Here is an 18,026-nt window from a genome sequence, read left to right as displayed (position 1 = left end):
CGCAGTCGATCCCGCGGTGTCGGCGGGCACCGTGAGCGTCGCCGCCGGGGCGACGGCTCGCCCCACGGTGGACGGCAGCGAGGCCTGGTTCCCGGTCGGGAGCACGTGCACCTTCACCGAGGCGGCGCTCACGACCGAGCCCGGTGACTTCGCCGGCACCACGTACGAGTGGTCGGGGTCCACGGTCGACCCGAACCAGGTCGTGATCGGTACCGGGGAGAGCGGGATCGTCGGGGTGACCGTGACGAACACGTTCGTCAGCACGATCGGCGGCTTCTCGATCGCCAAGGCCCTGACGGGCGAGGGCGACGCGCAGGTGCCGGACGGCACGGTGTTCACTGTGCGCTACACCTACGAGGTGAACGGGACGACGGTCAGCCAGGACGTCCAGGTGCCCGCCGACGGGACGCTCGTCACCGGACCCCAGGACATGCCCGTGGGCACGGTCGTCACGTTCGAGGAGATCTCGTTGCCGGGGATCGCGGGCATCACGTGGGGCACGCCCACGATCACGGTCGACGGCCGGGCGACCAACCGGCTCGTGGTGGCGGGGGGAGCCTCTGCCGAGGTGGTCGTCACGAACACGGCTGACGTGGTCCCGACCCCGACGCCCACCCCGACGGTCCCGACCACGCCCGGCGACGACCTCGCCTCGACGGGCGCCGACGTCGCGCTGCTCGCGGGCGTCTCGGTCCTGTTCGTCGCGATCGGCCTCACGATCGTCGCGGCCCGTCGCCGGCACCTCGCGGGTCGCGAGTAGGTCCGGCGTCGAGGCACCGTCCTTCCGTACCGGGCTCCACCGGGCGGAAGGACGGTACCTGCCCGTCCTGGGGTGGCCCGCTGCCGGATGCCCCTCCCGGGGCGCCGACGGCGCGAGGTGCTACCCGTGGCGGGTCGTCGCGTGCCAGCGGTCCTGCGTGTCGTACGGGAGCTCGTCGTCGTAGTACCAGCCCTCGGGCATGCGGGAGGGGTCGAACCACACGTGCCCGCCCCGGGTCCAGCGGCGGCGGTACGCGATGATCCGCTCGGGCGTGGTGTCCTCGACCCCGCTCTCGGCCCCGCAGCAGTCGCAGATCGCGTGCGTGGGTCCGTCGAGGGTCCAGCCGGGTTCCTCCAGGTCCCACGCGCACACGCGGCACAGCGTCGCGCGGTTCTCGACGTCGCCGGGGCCCTCGGCCCGAGCGAGCCGGACGAGTGCCGAGAGGGCGCGGAGGGGGTTGGCTGCTGCGAGTGCTGCGATTTTCTGACGCGGCATGCGCGGATCCTTCTGCTCGATCTCAACCGTCGGACGTCGGTCCGACGGCGGGCCGTCGTCGTCCGGGTCCTCGGAGAGCGCCCGCTCCGGAGGTGGACGACGCGTGGGCTGGCGTGAGTCTAGACCGCGAACATGTGGACCGGACAGGATGAAACGCCGGACTCCTGCTCGTGTCTCGGCGGCATGCGTCACTGACCCCGCGACAGGTCGACCACGAGGGTGGGGCTTCCTCTCACAACCACCGGGCAGGGGCTGTGCGCAAAGCCTTACGGCAGGGAAACGGTCGGCTCGCCCCCGGGAAACACGCGTTTCCTACCGTCACGGGTACTGGTCGAGCGCCGCTCGACGCGCCAGGTCCCCGCTCCAGGAGGCGCCATGTCCGTCCCCGCAGGTCCCCCCTCGCAGGCCACGACCACGACCGACCACCCCGCCACCGACCACCCCGCGCCCGCGCTCGCGTCGGTCGCTGCGCCGTCGGGCACGGTCGGACGGCCCGGCACCGCCGCGGACCCCGCGACCCGGAGCGCCCCGCGCCGTCGCGGGCGCTGGATCGACGACTGGGACCCCGAGGACCCCACGTTCTGGCGCGACGGCGGCCGCAAGGTCGCGACGCGCAACCTGGGGATCTCGGTCTTCGCCGAGTTCCTCGGGTTCGCGGTCTGGGCCCTGTGGTCGATCGTCGTCCCGCAGCTCGGCGCGGCCGGCTTCACCTTCACCGTGGACCAGCAGTTCTGGCTCATCGCCGTCCCCAGCCTCGTGGGCGCCACCCTGCGCATCCCGTACACCTTCGCGGTCCCGCTGTTCGGCGGCCGCAACTGGACCGTCGTGTCGGCGCTCCTGCTCCTGGTGCCCACGGTCGCGCTCGCCGTCGTCGTGCAGAACCCCGAGACGCCGTTCGGCGTGATGCTGCTCGTCGCGGCGCTCGCGGGGGTCGGCGGCGGGAACTTCGCGTCCTCCATGGCCAACATCTCGTTCTTCTACCCCGAGAAGGAGAAGGGCCGGGCGCTGGGCCTCAACGCCGCGGGCGGGAACCTCGGGACGGCCGCGGTCCAGCTCGCGGTGCCGCTCGTGATCGTCGCGGGCGCGGGCATCGCGCTCGAACGCGCGGGGCTCATGATGATCCCGTTCATCCTGCTGGCGGCGTTCCTCGCGTGGCGGTACATGGACAACCTGTCGCACGCCAAGGCCGACTTCCGCTCGTTCGCCGCTGCGACCCGCAACCGGCACACGTGGATCATCTCGTTCCTCTACATCGGGACGTTCGGCTCGTTCATCGGGTACTCGGGTGCGTTCCCGACGCTGCTCAAGAACCAGTTCCCCGAGGTCACGCTCTCGATCGCGTTCCTCGGCGCGCTCGTGGGCTCGGTGTCCAGGCCGCTCGGCGGGACGATCGCCGACAGGGTGGGCGGGGCCCGCGTGACGATCGCGGCGTTCGGCGTCATGGCCGTCGGGGCGTTCGGTGCGATCCAGGCGCTCGAGTCGCACAGCTTCGGGTTGTTCTTCGGGTCGTTCCTGCTGCTGTTCGTCGCGACGGGCGTCGGCAACGGCGCGACCTACCGGATGATCCCGGCGGTCTTCTCGGCCTCGGGCGAGCTCGCCGCCGAGGTCCTGCCCGACGACGAGCGCGCGGCCCACCGCACCCGGGTCCGCAAGGCGGCCGCGGGCTGCATCGGCATCGCGGGGGCCATCGGGGCGTTCGGCGGCTTCCTCATCCCGCGCGGCTTCGCGATCTCCAACGACCTCGCCGGGTCGCTCGTCCCGGCCCTGTGGATCTTCATCGGCGTCTACGCCGTCATGGCCGTGGTGACGTGGGCCGTGTACCAGCGTCGGGGTGCGCCCATGGCCGCGGCCGGGATCTGAGCATGGTCGTCCGTCCTGTCGCGGTCCCCGGCGCCGGCCCGGCGGTCCTCGGCCCGCCCGGCGCCCGGGCCGGCGTCGTCCGCCCCGGGCGCGCGGCGCCGTCGGGCAGCGGTGCCGACACGCACTGCCCCTACTGCGCGCTGCAGTGCGGCATGTCGCTCACGCCTGCGCCCCCGGAGGTGCCCGACGCCGGAGCCTCGCCCCGCGTGGTCGTCGCACCGCGCGAGTTCCCCACCAACAAGGGCGGGCTGTGCCAGAAGGGCTGGACCAGCGCGAGCCTGCTCAGCGCGAGCGACCGGCTCACGGTGCCGCTCGTGCGGGACCGGGCGGTCGACGCGGCGGGGGCCGTGACGCGTGGCGAGCTGCGGCCCGCGACGTGGGACGAGGCGCTCGAGCGGGTCGTCCGCGGCATCACCGCGATCCAGGCGGAGTCGGGGCGCGACGCGGTAGCGGTCTTCGGGGGCGGGGGGCTCACGAACGAGAAGGCGTACGCGCTGGGCAAGCTCGCACGGACGGTCCTGCGGACCGCGAACATCGACTACAACGGGCGCTTCTGCATGGCCAGCGCCGCGGCCGGCGCCAACCGCGCGTTCGGCGCCGACCGCGGGCTCCCGTTCCCGCTCGCCGACCTCGCGGGGGCCGACGCGGTGCTGCTGCTCGGCTCGAACCTGGCCGAGACCATGCCGCCCTCGGTGCAGCACCTCGCGGGGGTGCGATCTCGCGGCGGGCTCGTGGTCGTGGACCCACGGAGGTCGGCCACGGCCGCGCTCACGGGGGCGGGGGCGACCGGCGGTACGGCGGACGGGCCGCCTCAGGGACTCCACCTCCAGCCCGTCCCCGGGACCGACCTCGTGGTGCTGCTCGCGCTCCTGCACGTCGTGTGGGCCGAGGGTCTCGCCGACGAGGAGTACCTCGCCGCGCGCGTGTCCGGGGTCGACGACGTGCGCCGCGCGGTCGCGGCCTGGTGGCCCGAGCGCGCCGAGACCGTGTGCGGGATCTCGGCCGACGAGCTCCGCCGCGTCGCGCGGCTGCTCGCGGCGGCCTCGCCCTCCCGCGGCGGGCGCGGGGCGTACGTCCTGACGGGTCGCGGCGTCGAGCAGTCGACCCAGGGGACCGCGACCGTGACCGCAGCGATCGACCTGGCGCTCGCGCTCGGCCTGCCCGGCCGACCGGGTTCCGGGTACGGCGCGATCACGGGGCAGGGCAACGGGCAGGGCGGCCGGGAGCACGGCCAGAAGGCCGACCAGCTTCCCGGCTACCGCAAGATCGACGACCCTGCCGCGCGCGCCCACGTCGCCGCGGTGTGGGGCGTGGACCCCGCGTCCCTCCCCGGGCCGGGCAGGCCTGCGGTCGAGCTGCTGCGCTCGCTCGGGACGCCGGGCGGGCCGCGCGCGCTGCTCGTGCACGGCTCGAACGTGCTGGTCAGCGCGCCGAACGCGACGTACGTCGCCGAGCGTCTCGATGCCCTGGACCTGCTCGTGGTGTGCGACCTGGTGCCTTCCGAGACCGCGCTGCGTGCCGACGTCGTGCTGCCCGTGACGCAGTGGGCCGAGGAGGAGGGGACCATGACCTCGCTCGAGGGGCGCGTGATCCGCCGGCGCCGTGCCGTGAGCCCGCCGGACGGCGTGCGGTCCGAGCTGTGGTTCTTCGCGGAGCTCGCGCGACGCCTGGGGTCGACCGTGTCCTTCCCGCTCGACCCCGCCGAGGTGTTCGACGAGCTCGCGCGGGCCTCGGCGGGCGGTGTCGCGGACTACTCGGGGCTCAGCCACGCGCGCCTCGACGCCGACGAGGCCGCGGGCGGGCCGGGGTTGTTCTGGCCCGTGCCTGCGGTGTCGTCCGCCGCGGCCGGGGGAGAGGCGCACCCCGGCACCCCGCGACTGTTCCTCGACCGCTTCCACACCCCCGACGGGCGCGCGCGCATGGTCGCGGTCGACCACGTGGGGCCGAGCGACGACGTCCGCCCCGACGCGCCCGTCTACCTCGTGACGGGCCGCGTCCTGCAGCACTACCAGTCGGGTGCGCAGACGCGACGCGTGGCCGAGCTCGACCGGACCGTGCCCGGACCGTACGTCGAGATGCACCCGATCCTCGGCTTCCGCCTCGGCATCCAGGACGGTGACCCGGTGCGGCTCACGTCGGCCCGGGGCGAGGTCCGGGCGCCTGCGCGGTGGAGCGACAAGATCCGCCCCGACACGGTCTTCATGCCGTTCCACTGGAGCGGGGCCGGGAGCGTCAACCGGATCACGACCGACGCGACCGACCCGGTCTCCGGGATGCCCGAGTTCAAGGTCTGCGCGGTCGCCGTCGCGCCCGCACGCTCCCCGGAGGTGGTCGCATGACCGACGCCGCTGCTCGACCGCCGGTACCGGCGCAGCCCGCGGGCACCCGTTCCGACGGCCCGCCCGTGGACGGCGCAGCCAGGCCGTTCCGCGTCGTCGTGGTGGGCGACGGGATGGTCGGGTCCCGGTTCGCGGCCGACCTCCTGGCGACGGCCGGCCCGGACACGGAGCACCGCTCCCGGCCCTTGCGCGTCACGGTGCTCGGCGACGAGGGGTACGAGCCGTACAACCGCGTCCTGCTGAGCGAGGTCGTCGCAGGGCGTGCCGACATCGGCGCGCTGACCCTGCCCTCGACGGGCGACGCGCGCGCCGAGGTCCACCGAGGCGCCCCCGCGATCGCGATCGACCGCGGCTCGCGCACGGTCCTCACGAGCGACGGTGCGTTCCCGTACGACGCCGTGGTGCTCGCGACCGGCTCGGCCGCCCGGGTCCCTGACGTGCCGGGGCTCGGGTCAGGTCCCGGAGGAGCCCTGCCTGCCGGGGTCCACGCGCTGCGCACGCTCGACGACGCCCGCGAGATCGTCGCCGCGACCGCCAACGCGCGCCGCGCCGTCGTGATCGGTGCGGGTGTCCTGGGCCTCGAGGTCGCGTGCGGCCTGGCCCGCCGCGGGCTCGCGGTGACCGTGGTCCACGGTGGGGCGAGCCCCATGGACCGCCAGCTCGGCCCCGACGCGGGCCTCGCCGCCTCGCGCACGCTCGCCGGGCTCGGCATCACGGTGCGGACCGGGGCCCGCACGCGGGAGGTCGTGGTGAGCGGGATCGTCGGCCGGGGCGCGGCCGTCACGGGGGTCGTCCTCGTGCCCGACGGCGGGCGCCCGCCCCGCGCGGCAGGTCCCGGAGGAGACGGGGGACCGGACCACGGGTCCACGGGGACGGGCCCGGCGCCGCGGGACCCGGCCGCGGGGGGACGCCCTGCCGCGAACCCGAGCGGCCCGACCGACGAGGTCCCGGCCGACCTGCTGGTGCTGGCCTGCGGGACCGTGCCCGAGGCGACCCTCGCCCGGACCGCGGGCCTGACCGTGGACCGAGGGGTCGTCGTCGGGCACGGGCTGGCGAGCCCCGACGACCCCGACGTGTACGCGATCGGTGACTGCGCGCAGCCGCCCGAGGGCGGGACGGGGCTCATCGCGCAGGGGTGGGAGCAGTCGCGGCGGCTCGCGTCCCTGCTCGCGGAGAGGCTGGCGGACGCAGCGAGCCCCCTCGGCCACGCGGGCCCCGACGCGGCAGGTACGACGGGCGCTGCGGTCCCGCCCCCGCCCGAGGGCCGGGCGCACGTCCGCTTCACGGCGGCCGAGCGCCCGAGCATGGCCCTGCGGATCGCGCTCGACGTCGAGCGGGCCGCGTGGGGCACGTCGGGTCGCGATCCTCGCGAGATGCGGCCCGCGGGGGTCCGAGGCGTTCCAGGAGTCCCGTCGGCCGCATCTCGGGAGCGGCGGCCACGGGTGCCAGCACCGACGGACCAGCCGTCGCCCCCCGCCGCGCCGACCGACGTCGTGCGTCTCAAGGCCGCGGGCCTCGACGTCGTGGCGATGGGGGTCTGCGGCGCGCGGCGCGCCCACGACCCGAGCCACCGCACGCTCCGGCTCACCGACCCCGACGCGGGACGCCACGTCGAGGTCGTCGTGGCGGGCGGCCTCCTGGTGGGCGCGACCGTGGTCGGCGCGCCGCAGATCGGCGCCGACCTCACGGCGACCTACACGCGCCGGATCCCCGTGCCCGCCGACCCGGCCCACCTCCTGCTGCAACCCGTCGCGCAGGCCGCCGCGCCGGCGTCGGACCCCACGCACATGCCCGACCGGACCACGGTGTGCAGCTGCAACGGCGTGAGCAAGGGGGACATCGTCGCGAGCTGGCGCGAAGGCGCTCGCAGCACGGCCGACATCGCGCGCGCGACACGGGCCACCACGGGGTGCGGCGGCTGCAAGGACGTCGTGTGCGGGCTCGCGGACTGGCTGCGCAAGGCCGACCCGGAGCAGCCCGGGACGGCGTCCGCGTCGTCCCGCGCGGACGAACCGGCTCCCGAGTCCGTGCCGGTCCACGGCTGAGCGGGTGCGGACGCAGAGGCTCCGGACCCCTCTCCTAGCCTCGGAGGAGTCCGGAGCCTCTGCGTCCGCACGGCTCCCCGGCCCGATCGATCCGGAGGTAGAGCGTGCGACGAGGTATCGCGGCGGCAAGCCTGGTGGTCCTGCTGGCGGCGGTCGCGGGGGCCGGTGCGACGTCGTCGTCCGCGGTCGTCGAACCGCAGGCGACCGCACGGCTGTCGCTCTTCAAGCGCATCGAGAACCTCGACAGCGGAGCGAGCGAAGGGCGCCGCGAGCTGTGGACCATGCATGCGCTCAACCTCGACACGGGCCAGGAGATCACGGGCGACGGGCTCAACGGGGTCCAGTCGCTCGAGGTCGTGCCCGGGCGCTACCAGATCTCCGAGAGCGGCGGGGTGGGTGGCTACCGCTTCCAGGACTGGACGTGCAGCGGCGCCGACGTCTCCGAGACGACCGACCCGACCCCCGTCATCACGGTGCCCGACGGCGGCCAGGTGACGTGCACGGTCGACAACGAGGCGATCGAGCCCACGCTGACGCTCGTCAAGGAGGTCGTGGGAGGGTCGGCGTCGCCGACCGACTGGACGCTGCAGGCGCAGGGTCCCACCAACCTCGTCGGAGCGAGCGGGTCCGCCGAGGTCACGAACCGCAAGGTCCGCATCGGCGACTACACGCTCTCGGAGCAGGGCGGCCCCACGGGGTACACGCCGAGCGACTGGGACTGCGGTGACGCGGTCCTGGTGGGCAACCGGCTGACCGTGGGGCTCGACGAGAACATCACGTGCACGATCCGCAACACCTCGGCGGCCCCACAGCTCACGCTGCGCAAGGAGGTCGTCAACGAGGGGGGCGGCCCGGCCGTCCCGGGCGACTTCACGCTCACGGGGACGGGACCCACGACGATCTCGGGCCCCTCGGGGTCGGTCGCGGTCACGGGGGCGGGCGTCTCGGCGGGGACCTACGCGCTGAGCGAGTCGAGCCGCCCGGGCTACGCCCCCGGTGCGTGGACGTGCGACGGCGGGTCGTTGTCGGGTGCCGAGGTGACGCTCGACGCCGACGACATCGTGACCTGCACGGTCACCAACACGTGGACGGGCGGGTCGCTCACGCTGCTCAAGGAGGTGGCCGAGGGCGGCGCACCACCGCAGGCCTGGCAGCTCGTCGCGACCGACGACGCGGGGTTCGCGCACTCCGGGACCATGGGGCAGCCCGCGGTCACGGGGGCCGGGGTCCCGGCGGGCTCCTACACGCTGACCGAGCTCGGGCCCGACGCCTACGACCTGGTCGGCTGGACCTGCACGGGCGGCGAGCTGGTCGTGGACCCGTCGTCGGGCGGGCCGGGGGCGACCTACCGCGTGACGGTCGGGACGCACGCTGCCGTGGAGTGCACCGCGACCAACACCCTCGCGGGCTCGTCGCTGACGCTCGTCAAGGAGGTCGTGGGTCCGGACGGCGGCCCTGCAGCGGACCCGGCAGCGTGGACGCTCGCGGCCGACGGCGCCACACCCCTCGCGGGGGCCAGCGGCAGCCCCGCGGTGACGCACCAGGCCGTGACGCCGGGCGACTACACGCTCTCGGAGTCGGGCGGACCGCTCGGCTACGCCGCGGGCGACTGGGTCTGCGACGGCGCCACGGCCGCCGACGGGGTCGTCTCCGTCGGCTTGCGCGACGACGTGACCTGCACGATCACCAACACCTGGGACGGGGGGACGCTGACGCTCGTCAAGGAGGTCGAGGGTGGCGGCGCCCCGGCCTCGGCCTGGGACCTCACCGCGACGGGCACGGACGCGGGCCTGCCGACCCTGACCGGCCGGACAGGATCGACCGGCGTCACGGCGGTGCCCGTGCCGCCCGGCGACTACGACCTCACCGAGTCCGACGCGTTCCCGCTCGGCTACGAGCTCACGGACCTGACGTGCACGGGCTCGGCCGGGACCAGCGTCGAGGAACCCACGGTCACCGTGGGAGCGGGGGACGACGTGACCTGCACGTTCACGAACAGCCCGCTCGCGACGCAGCACCTCACGCTCATCAAGCTCGTGAACCACCAGGGCGGCGGCTTCGCTCCCGTCACCGCGTGGACGCTCGCGGCGACCGACGGAGCGGGCACGGACCTCTCGGGTCCGAGCGGCTCGCCCGGCGTCTCGTTCGTCGCCGTCCCGCCGGGCGACTACACGCTCTCGGAGTCGGGCGGCCCCGACGGGTACCGTGCGGGCGCGTGGGTGTGCCAGGGAGCGGACGTGACCCCCGGGGGCGTCGTCACGATCGAGGAGAACACCGACGTCGCGTGCGTCATCACGAACTCGGCGATCGCGCCACGGCTCACCCTGGTCAAGGACGTCGTCGGCGGGCCGTCGGACGTCGACGACTGGCGGCTGTTCGGTGCGGGGTCGCCCGGCCTGGTCACGGGCTTCTCCGGGAGCCCCGAGGTGACCGACGCCCCGGTGACGGCCGGGACGTGGCGGCTGTTCGAGGTCGGCAGCCCGCTCGGCTACTCGGCGCGGCCCTGGATCTGCACCGACGCGGCCGGTGCGACGGTCCCCGTGACGGACGCCGGGCAGGTCACCCTCGCGCTCGCCCAGGACGTCACGTGCACGGTGCAGAACGTGTGGGAGGGCGGTCGCCTGACCCTGCTCAAGGAGGTCACCGGAGGTCCGGCTGCCGCCGACTCGTGGGAGCTGCGGGCGACCGGTCGCACGGGGACGGGCGCGGCCGGGGCTGTCATCTCGGGCCCGACGGGCTCTGTCGGGGTGACCTCGCAGCTCGTCCCGTCGGGTGAGTTCGAGCTGGCCGAGGGCACCGGACCCGCGGGCTACCGCACGGGGACGTGGACGTGCACCGAGGTCGGGGGAGACGAGATCCCGGTCGTCGACGGACACGTCGCGGTCGCCCAGGGCGAGGACGTGAGGTGCCTCCTGACCAACCACTGGACCTCGGGCACCCTCACGCTCGTCAAGGAGGTCGACGGCGGCTCGGCGCCCCCCGGCGCATGGACCCTCGCGGCCGAAGGGGTGGCCGGCAGCCCGACCGACGGCGTCTCGATCACGGGTGCCGGCAGCACCCCCGCCGTCACGGGCGCGACGGTCCTCGCGGGCGACTACGTGCTCGCGGAGTCCGGCGGGCCCAGCGGCTACGAGCAGACCGGGTGGGACTGCGGCGAGGCGCCGCTCGTCGACGGGGTCGTGAGCGTCGCAGAGAGCGCCGACGTCACCTGCACCGTGACCAACACCGCGGTGCTACCGCACCTGACCCTCGTGAAGGAGGTCGACAACACGGGCGGGGGCACCGCCACCCCGGACGACTTCACGCTCCACGCGGACGGCCCCGAGGCGCTGGCCGGGGTGAGCGGCGGCGTCGAGGTCTCGCACGTGACGGTCGAGCCCGGTGGTTACGCGCTGACCGAGTCGGGCGGGCCCGAGGACTACGACGCGAGCGGCTGGACGTGCACGGGCGGCACCGTCACGGACGGGACGGTCGAGGTCTCGGCGGGCGGGGACGTCACGTGCACCGTGGTCAACACGTTCGTCCCCGCCGTCGGGCCCACGCCCACCCCGACCGACCCGCCGAGCCCCACGCCCGCGCCGACGGACGGGGGAGGGGGCGGCTCGGCCGACCCCGACGGCCCGCTCGCGAGCACGGGGGCCGAGGCAGCGGGCGCCGCGGCGCTCGCGGCGGCCCTCGCGCTGGCCGGGGCAGCCCTGGTCGTCGTGGCGCGCCGTCGACGCGGGGAGGGCTGAGCCGGAGGTCCACGGTCACTGCTGCGGGCCCCGGGGACCCGCAGCCCTGGCGGGTTCTCACGCGCCCGCGGCGGTGCGCGTGAGAAGAACGTTACGGAGGGGCAAAGGAGAGGGTGCGGCGCGGAAACCGCGCGTCTCTAGTGTCCGGAGCAGCAGCTGCTTCCCGGACACCCGGACCGCACCCCCCAGGAGCCCCCGTGACCACACCATCGAGCTCTCCCCGCCATCTCGTGATCGTCGGCGGCGGCATGGTCGCCCAGCGCCTCGTCGAGGCGCTGCGTGCCCGTGACACCGCCGGCGGGTGGCGGGTCACCGTCTTCGCCGAGGAACCGCGCTACCCCTACGACCGCGTGGCGCTCACGTCCTACTTCTCGGCGCGCGACCCCGAGGAGCTCAACCTCGGCGACCCTGCGCTGTGGGACGACCCGCTCGTGCGCCTGGTCCGTGACTGCAGCGTCGTCTCGATCGACCGCGAGGCGCGCCAGGTCACCGACCGGTTGGGCCGGGTCCACGACTACGACGAGCTCGTGCTCGCGACGGGCTCGAGCGCTGCCCGGCCGCCCATCCCCGGCAACGAGCTGCCGGGGGTGTTCGTCTACCGCACGATCGACGACGTCGCGGCCCTGCGCGGTTGGGTCGAGGCCAAGCGCGAGGAGCGGGCCGGGTCGTCGTACGACCGCCCGGTGCGTGGCGCGGTCATCGGCGGCGGGCTCCTGGGCCTCGAGGCCGCGGGTGCGCTCAAGGCGCTCGGCGCCCAGGCGACCGTCATCCAGTTCGGCACGCACCTCATGGACGCGCAGATCGACCTGGGCGGCGGTCAGGCGCTCGGGCGCCTCATCAACGACATGGGCATCGCGGTGCGCGTGAGCACCGGGACCAAGGAGATGCGTCCCGCGCGGACGACGGGTCACGTGGGCCGCCTCGACTTCGTGGACGGCGGGCGGCTCGACGTCGACGTGGTCGTCATGGCGACGGGGGTCCGACCGCGGGACGAGCTGGCCCGTGGGGCGGGGCTGCCGGTCGGCGAGCGCGGTGGGGCGGTCGTCGACCTGTCGTGCCGCACCGACGACCCGCACGTGTGGGCGATCGGCGAGGTCGCGTGCATCGAGGGGCGCTGCCTGGGCCTCGTGGCACCGGGCTACGCGATGGCCGAGGTCGTCGCGGACCGCCTGCTCGGCGGCGGGGCGACGTTCCCGGGTGCGGACACGGCGACCAAGCTCAAGCTGCGCGGCGTGGACGTCGCGAGCTTCGGCGACGCGTTCGCGCGCACCGAGGGAGCCATGGAGCTCGTCTACGCGGACCCGGTCGCGGGCGTCTACAAGAAGCTCGTCCTGTCCGACGACGCGCGAACCCTCCTGGGCGGCGTGTTCGTGGGCGACGCGACGCCGTACGCGTCGCTGCGTCCCATGGTCGGGCGCGAGCTGCCGGGCGACCCGGGCGCGTTCCTCCTGCCCGAGGGGTCGTCGGGCGGCGGTGCGGCAGGGCTCGAGCTGCCCGACGAGGCCACCGTCTGCTCGTGCAACAACGTCACCGCGGGCACGATCCGCTCGGCCGTGACCGACCACGCGTGCACCGACGTCGCCTCGGTCAAGTCGTGCACCAAGGCGGGCACGAGCTGCGGCTCGTGCCTCCCGCTGGTCAAGAAGATCACGACGACCGAGCTCGAGAAGGCCGGCATCGAGGTCTCGAACGCGCTGTGCGAGCACTTCGACCTCTCGCGGGCGCAGCTCTTCGACGCGGTCCGCGTGGCGGACCTCCACACGTTCAGCGAGATCATCGCGCGGTTCGGACGCGTCCCGGCAGCGGCCACGCACGTGCCCGACGACGCCGCACCGGCCGGGCTCCCGGGCGCGGGCCCGGGCCGTGGTTGCGACATCTGCAAGCCGGTCATCGCGTCGATCCTGGCGTCGCTGGGCAACGGTCACATCCTGTCGGGAGAGCAGGCCGCGCTCCAGGACACCAACGACCACGTCATGGCGAACATGCAGAAGGACGGCACCTACTCGGTGGTCCCGCGCATCCCGGGCGGGGAGATCACGCCCGAGGGGCTGCTCGTGATCGGGCAGGTCGCGAAGGACTTCGGGCTCTACACCAAGATCACGGGCGGCCAGCGGATCGACATGTTCGGTGCGCGGATCGAGCAGCTCCCGCTGATCTGGCGCCGGCTCGTCGAGCACGGCTTCGAGTCGGGCCAGGCGTACGGCAAGTCGCTGCGGACCGTGAAGTCGTGCGTCGGGTCGACGTGGTGCCGGTTCGGCGTGCAGGACTCGGTGGGCATGGCGGTCGAGCTCGAGCTGCGGTACCGCGGGCTGCGCTCGCCGCACAAGATCAAGCTCGGGGTCTCGGGGTGCGCGCGCGAGTGCGCCGAGGCCCGCGGCAAGGACGTCGGCGTGATCGCGACCGACAAGGGGTGGAACGTCTACGTGGGTGGCAACGGCGGCTTCACGCCCAAGCACGCGAGGCTCCTCGCGGAGGACCTCGACGACGCGACGATGATCCGCACGATCGACCGTTTCCTCATGTACTACATCCGCACCGCGGACCGCCTGCAGCGCACGTCGGTGTGGGTCGACGAGGTCGAGGGTGGCCTCGACGGGATCCGCGCCGTGATCCTCGAGGACTCCCTGGGGATCGCCGCGGACCTCGACGCCGCGATGGCGGGTCACGTCGACGCGTACGAGGACGAGTGGCGCGCCGTCCTGGAGGACCCCGAGAAGCTCCGGCGGTTCGGTTCCTTCGTCAACGCGCCCGCGACGGCCGACCCCGACCTCGCGTACGTCGCCGAGCGCGGTCAGCCGCGACCGGCCACGACCGCCGAGCGCGAGGGCGCTGCGACGGGTGGGGTTCTGATCGCCGGGACGACTCTGGAGGTACGCAGATGAGCACGAACACGATGGGGATCGAGGCCGCAGCAGGTCTTCCCGAGCAGGGAGAGGGGACCGTCCCGGACACCGGCACGGTCTGGGAGGCCGTGTGCCGGGCCTCGGACCTCGCGGTCGAGCGAGGCGCCGCGGCGCTCGTCGACGGGCAGCAGGTCGCGCTCTTCCGGCTGACCGACGGGCGCGTGCTCGCGGTCCAGCAGGTCGACCCGTTCAGCGGGGCCAACGTCATGTCGCGCGGGATCGTGGGCACGCGTGCAGGAGTCCCGACCGTCGCGTCACCGATGTACAAGCAGGTCTTCGCGCTCGAGACCGGGGTGTGCCTCGACCCCGTGGGGTTCCTCCCGGTGCTCGCGGCGGGCCCGGACCTGGCGACGTGGCCCGTCGAGGTGCGGGGCGGCGTCGTGCACGTGGCTCGTCCTGCACACGTCGTCGCGACGGCCGACGAGGCCGCCCAGGTGGGCGGCGCTCGGGGGGCCGCGGGCCGGACCCGGGCCGACGGGCCGACGCCGTGAGCACGCTCGTGGGGCTAGACCTGCGCGGACGCCTGGTCGTGGTCGCGGGTGGCGGACCGGCCGCGGCGCGTCGCGCCCGCGCGCTGGTCGACGACGGAGCGCGTCTCCGCGTCGTCGCCCCCGCGCTGTGCGAGGACATGACCGACGTCCTGACCGGTGCGCCCGACGCGACCTGGCGCGTGGGCTCGGCCGAGGCCGCAGACCTGGACGGGGCCTGGTTCGTCGTGGCCGCCACGGGCGACGACGTCGAGGACCGGCACGTCACGGCGTGGGCCGAGTCGGCGCGCGTGTGGTGCCTCGCGGGGGCCGGTCCCGGGAGCCCGGGGCGTGGCGCCCGTCGGGCCGGCGCCGCCTCGGCCGTCGCACCGGCGACGACGCGCAGCGGACGGGTCCAGGTCGCGGTGCTCGCGGACGACGAGGACCACGCCGGAGCGGTGCGTGACCGCCTCGCCGAGCAGCTCCGCGAGGGCCGGGTCGACCTGCGCCGCCCCCGTCCGGACGAGCCGTCGGGAGCCCACCGGACCGCGACGCGACGGGGACCTGCCGCCGGGTCGGTGACTCTCGTCGGGGGCGGCCCCGGCGCGACCGACCTGCTCACGCTCCGAGGCCGGCGCGCGCTCGCGACGGCCGACGTGGTCGTGACCGACCGGCTGGGGCCCGTCGGGGTCCTCGGCGAGCTGCCCGCGAGCGTCGAGATCATCGACGTCGGCAAGACCCCGGGCCACCACCCGGTCCCGCAGCACGAGATCAACGCGATCCTCGTCGAGCAGGCGCAGCGCGGCCGGACCGTCGTGCGCCTCAAGGGCGGCGACCCGTTCGTCTACGGCCGCGGAGGCGAGGAGGTCCTGGCCTGCCGGGCCGCGGGGGTCGCGGTCGAGGTGGTCCCCGGAGTGAGCAGCGCCCTGTCCGTCCCGGCGCTCGCGGGCATCCCGCTCACCCACCGCGGGACCGTCGGCGCGTTCCACGTGGTCAACGGCCACGACGGGCTGGACGTGGGCGCCCTCGCCGCGGTCCGTGATCGCACGGCTACCCTGGTGATCCTGATGGGAGTGTCGATGCTGAGCGAGATCACGGACCAGGCGGTCGCCGCCGGGGCCGACGTCGGCACGCCCGTCGCCGTCGTCGAGTCGGGTTCCACGGAGCACCAGCGGGTCACGCGCGCCACGCTCGGGACGCTCGTCGAGCGCGCCGCCCAGGTCGGCGTCCGCGCCCCGGCGGTCGTGGTGGTGGGCGACGTCGCGGCCGAGGGCCTGCTGGCTCCGGCCCTCGTCCCGGAGCGGGCCCCGTGACGGCTCCCGCCCCGGGGCAGGAGGCTCCCGTCCCCGCCACCGCACCGCAGCGTCCCGCGCTCGGTCAGGTCATGGCCGGCTGCACGGTCCTCGTCACGGCCGACCGCCGCTCGGGCGAGCTCGCCGCCGCGCTGATCCGTCGGGGGGCCGAGGTACGTCACGCGCCCGCCCTGAGCATGGTGCCCAACGAGGACGACGAGGCCCTCCTGGCGGGCACGCGCGACCTGATCGCCCGCCCGCCGGACGTCGTGGTCGTCACCACGGGCATCGGGTTCCGCGGCTGGATCGAGGCGGCCGACGCCCACGGGCTGGCCGACGAGCTCCTGGCCGTCATGGGCGGGGTCCGCCTGGTCGCCCGCGGACCCAAGGCCCGCGGTGCCATCCAGGCCGCCGGGCTCCAGGCCGACTGGGTCGCGGAGTCGGAGACGTCGGGCGAGATCGCCGACGTCCTGCTCGGCGAGGGGGTCGACGGGCTGCGCATCGCGGTCCAGCACCACGGAGCGGGGGCAGACGGCCTCGACACGGTCTTCGCGCAGGCAGGAGCCGACGTCGCGAGCCTCATCGTCTACCGCTGGGGCCCGCCGCCCGACGAGGCGGCGCTCCGGGCGTCCGTCCACGCCGCCGCGGGCGGCGAGATCGACGCGGTCGTCTTCACCTCGGCCCCGGGCGCCGAGGCGTGGCTCACGGTGGCGGAGTCGGAGGGCGTCGGCGACGCGGTCGTCGCGCGCTTCGCGAGCGGCGCCATGATCGCCGCGGCCGTCGGGCCCATCACGGCCCGCCCCCTCGCGCACCGCGGGATCCCGACCCTCCAGCCGGACCGCGGACGCCTCGGCGCGCTGGTCCGCACGCTCGTCGGTCACTACGAGCACGCCGAGACCCTGGCCCTGGTGACCGTCGCGGGCATCCTGCAGATCCGGTCGCGCGTCGCGGTCCTCGACGGCCGGGTCCTCCCGCTCTCGCCCAGCGGGCTCGAGGTCCTGCGCCTGCTCGCGTCCCGGGCCGGGGAGATCGTGACCCGCGACCAGGTCCTCGCCGCCCTGCCGGGGGACTCGCGCGACCCCCACGCCGCGGAGGTCGCCGTGGCCCGGCTGCGCGAGGCCGTGGGCGAGCGCACCCTCGTCAAGACCGTCGTCAAACGTGGCTATCGACTGGAGCTGGCATGAGCACGGAGATCCTGGGATTCCCTTCGGGCGCGACGGAGGGAGCCTCGTCGTCGGGCGGCACGGGTGCGCCCGTGCTCGTCGGGTGCTCGCACGGGACCAACGACACCGCGGGCCAGGCGGCGATCCGCGCACTGCTCGACGACGTCCGGGCGACGCGCCCCGACCTGGACGTCCGTGAGGCGTTCGTCGACGTCCAGCAGCCCGAGGTGGCCGACGTCGTCACGCACGCGGTCGCACCGTGCGCCCCGGGCGAGGGGGCGGGTGGCCAGGCCGTGGTCGTCCCCCTGCTGCTCTCCACGGGCTTCCACGTGAACGTCGACATCACCGAGGCCGTCTCGCCCGAGCACGAGGGGCGCGGGCCGGAGCACGGCGCAGCGACGGCTGCCCGCGCGCTGGGACCCGACCCCCGGCTCGCCGAGATCCTCGCGGACCGCCTCGTCGCGGCGGGGGTCCGGCCGCACGACGCGGTCGTCCTCGCCGCCGCCGGATCGAGCAGGTCGGGGGCGGCGCGCGACGTCGAGGCCGTCGCCGAGCACCTGCGTGCGCACCACGACGGACCGGTCACGGTCGGGTTCGGCGCCATGGCCACCCCGTCGGTGCGGGACGCGGTCGAGGCGGCGCGCGAGGCGCTCGCCGCCGCCGTGGTCCCGGGCGAGCCGGCCACGGCCCCGGGTGGAGGTGCCGACGCGGCCGGTGCGGCGCCGTCGGGCAGCGAGGGCGAGCCCGCCCCCCGCCTGGTCATCGCCGCCTACCTGCTGGCCCCCGGCTTCTTCCACGACCGCCTGCTCGAGGCCGGCGCGGACGTCGTCACCGCGCCGCTGGCCCCCGACGCCCGGCTCACGGCGATCGTTCTCGACCGCTACGCCGAGGGCGTCGCGGCGCTGCCTGGTCGCTAGGCCACGGCTGCGCGCAACCGCTCAGGTGCGACGCGGGCGCCGTACGGGCCG

General features: G+C 75.1%; 11 protein-coding genes. 10 read left to right on the top strand and 1 reads right to left on the bottom strand.

Going from position 1 to position 18,026, the window contains the following annotated elements; genetic code table 11:
- Nucleotides 1–16 precede the first annotated feature (16 nt).
- Entirely contained in the window at nt 17–760 is a 744-nt protein-coding gene (locus H9641_RS20785; RefSeq protein WP_318244619.1) for a DUF5979 domain-containing protein, read from the top strand.
- A gap of 120 nt (nt 761–880) precedes the next feature.
- On the opposite strand, the gene H9641_RS14920 is transcribed toward H9641_RS20785, so the two are convergent.
- Nucleotides 881–1,255, bottom strand: coding sequence for a hypothetical protein (locus tag H9641_RS14920; RefSeq protein WP_191805133.1), 375 nt, complete (start codon nt 1,253–1,255; stop codon nt 881–883).
- A gap of 375 nt (nt 1,256–1,630) precedes the next feature.
- Here H9641_RS14920 and H9641_RS14915 point away from each other — a divergent pair, with 375 nt between their 5' ends.
- The 9 genes from H9641_RS14915 (at nt 1,631) to H9641_RS14875 (ending at nt 17,975) form a co-directional block, all read left to right on the top strand.
- Nucleotides 1,631–3,115, top strand: coding sequence for an MFS transporter (locus H9641_RS14915; protein WP_191805132.1), 1,485 nt, complete (start codon nt 1,631–1,633; stop codon nt 3,113–3,115).
- Nucleotides 3,116–3,117: 2 nt separating this feature from the next.
- Nucleotides 3,118–5,454, top strand: coding sequence for a molybdopterin oxidoreductase family protein (locus H9641_RS14910; RefSeq protein WP_191805131.1), 2,337 nt, complete (start codon nt 3,118–3,120; stop codon nt 5,452–5,454).
- Nucleotides 5,451–7,499 carry an FAD-dependent oxidoreductase gene (locus H9641_RS14905; RefSeq protein WP_191805130.1) on the top strand — a complete coding sequence of 683 codons (2,049 nt, stop codon included), beginning with the start codon at nt 5,451–5,453 and terminating at the stop codon, nt 7,497–7,499. The genes H9641_RS14910 and H9641_RS14905 overlap by 4 nt, the downstream gene beginning before the upstream one ends.
- 104 nt (nt 7,500–7,603) lie before the next feature.
- Complete coding sequence (locus tag H9641_RS14900; protein ID WP_191805129.1) at nt 7,604–11,233, top strand: prealbumin-like fold domain-containing protein; 3,630 nt, start codon at nt 7,604–7,606, stop codon at nt 11,231–11,233.
- A 248-nt stretch (nt 11,234–11,481) separates the two neighbouring features.
- On the top strand, nt 11,482–14,115 hold the full coding sequence (nirB, locus tag H9641_RS14895) for a nitrite reductase large subunit NirB (protein WP_191805236.1): 2,634 nt from the start codon (nt 11,482–11,484) through the stop codon (nt 14,113–14,115).
- Entirely contained in the window at nt 14,112–14,627 is a 516-nt protein-coding gene (nirD, locus tag H9641_RS14890) for a nitrite reductase small subunit NirD (RefSeq protein WP_225220544.1), read from the top strand. The genes nirB and nirD overlap by 4 nt, the downstream gene beginning before the upstream one ends.
- Entirely contained in the window at nt 14,624–15,916 is a 1,293-nt protein-coding gene (gene cobA, locus H9641_RS14885; RefSeq protein WP_191805128.1) for a uroporphyrinogen-III C-methyltransferase, read from the top strand. Before nirD ends, cobA begins: the two co-directional genes overlap by 4 nt.
- 71 nt (nt 15,917–15,987) lie before the next feature.
- The gene (locus tag H9641_RS14880) at nt 15,988–17,079 is read left to right on the top strand and encodes a uroporphyrinogen-III synthase (protein WP_191805234.1); all 1,092 of its coding nucleotides are present in this window, start codon (nt 15,988–15,990) and stop codon (nt 17,077–17,079) included.
- Nucleotides 17,076–17,975, top strand: a complete 900-nt coding sequence (locus H9641_RS14875) for a sirohydrochlorin chelatase (protein WP_191805127.1) — start codon at nt 17,076–17,078, stop codon at nt 17,973–17,975. The genes H9641_RS14880 and H9641_RS14875 overlap by 4 nt, the downstream gene beginning before the upstream one ends.
- Nucleotides 17,976–18,026 lie beyond the last annotated feature (51 nt).

This window comes from Oerskovia merdavium (genome assembly GCF_014836755.1).
Taxonomy (GTDB): Bacteria; Actinomycetota; Actinomycetes; order Actinomycetales; family Cellulomonadaceae; genus Oerskovia; species Oerskovia merdavium.
Note: the sequence above shows the minus strand (reverse complement) of the source record. Positions and strands in the feature narration are given on the sequence as shown.

Bases quoted from the DNA above. Each gene is read 5' to 3' on its own strand.
- nirD (WP_225220544.1), top strand. From the start codon at position 14,112: ATGAGCACGAACACGATGGGGATCGAGGCCGCAGCAGGTCTTCCCGAG.
- H9641_RS14880 (WP_191805234.1), top strand. From the start codon at position 15,988: ATGGCCGGCTGCACGGTCCTCGTCACGGCCGACCGCCGCTCGGGCGAG.
- nirB (WP_191805236.1), top strand. From the start codon at position 11,482: ATGGTCGCCCAGCGCCTCGTCGAGGCGCTGCGTGCCCGTGACACCGCC.
- H9641_RS14915 (WP_191805132.1), top strand. From the start codon at position 1,631: ATGTCCGTCCCCGCAGGTCCCCCCTCGCAGGCCACGACCACGACCGAC.
- H9641_RS14920 (WP_191805133.1), bottom strand. From the start codon at position 1,255: ATGCCGCGTCAGAAAATCGCAGCACTCGCAGCAGCCAACCCCCTCCGC.
- H9641_RS14910 (WP_191805131.1), top strand. From the start codon at position 3,118: ATGGTCGTCCGTCCTGTCGCGGTCCCCGGCGCCGGCCCGGCGGTCCTC.
- H9641_RS14905 (WP_191805130.1), top strand. From the start codon at position 5,451: ATGACCGACGCCGCTGCTCGACCGCCGGTACCGGCGCAGCCCGCGGGC.
- H9641_RS14875 (WP_191805127.1), top strand. From the start codon at position 17,076: ATGAGCACGGAGATCCTGGGATTCCCTTCGGGCGCGACGGAGGGAGCC.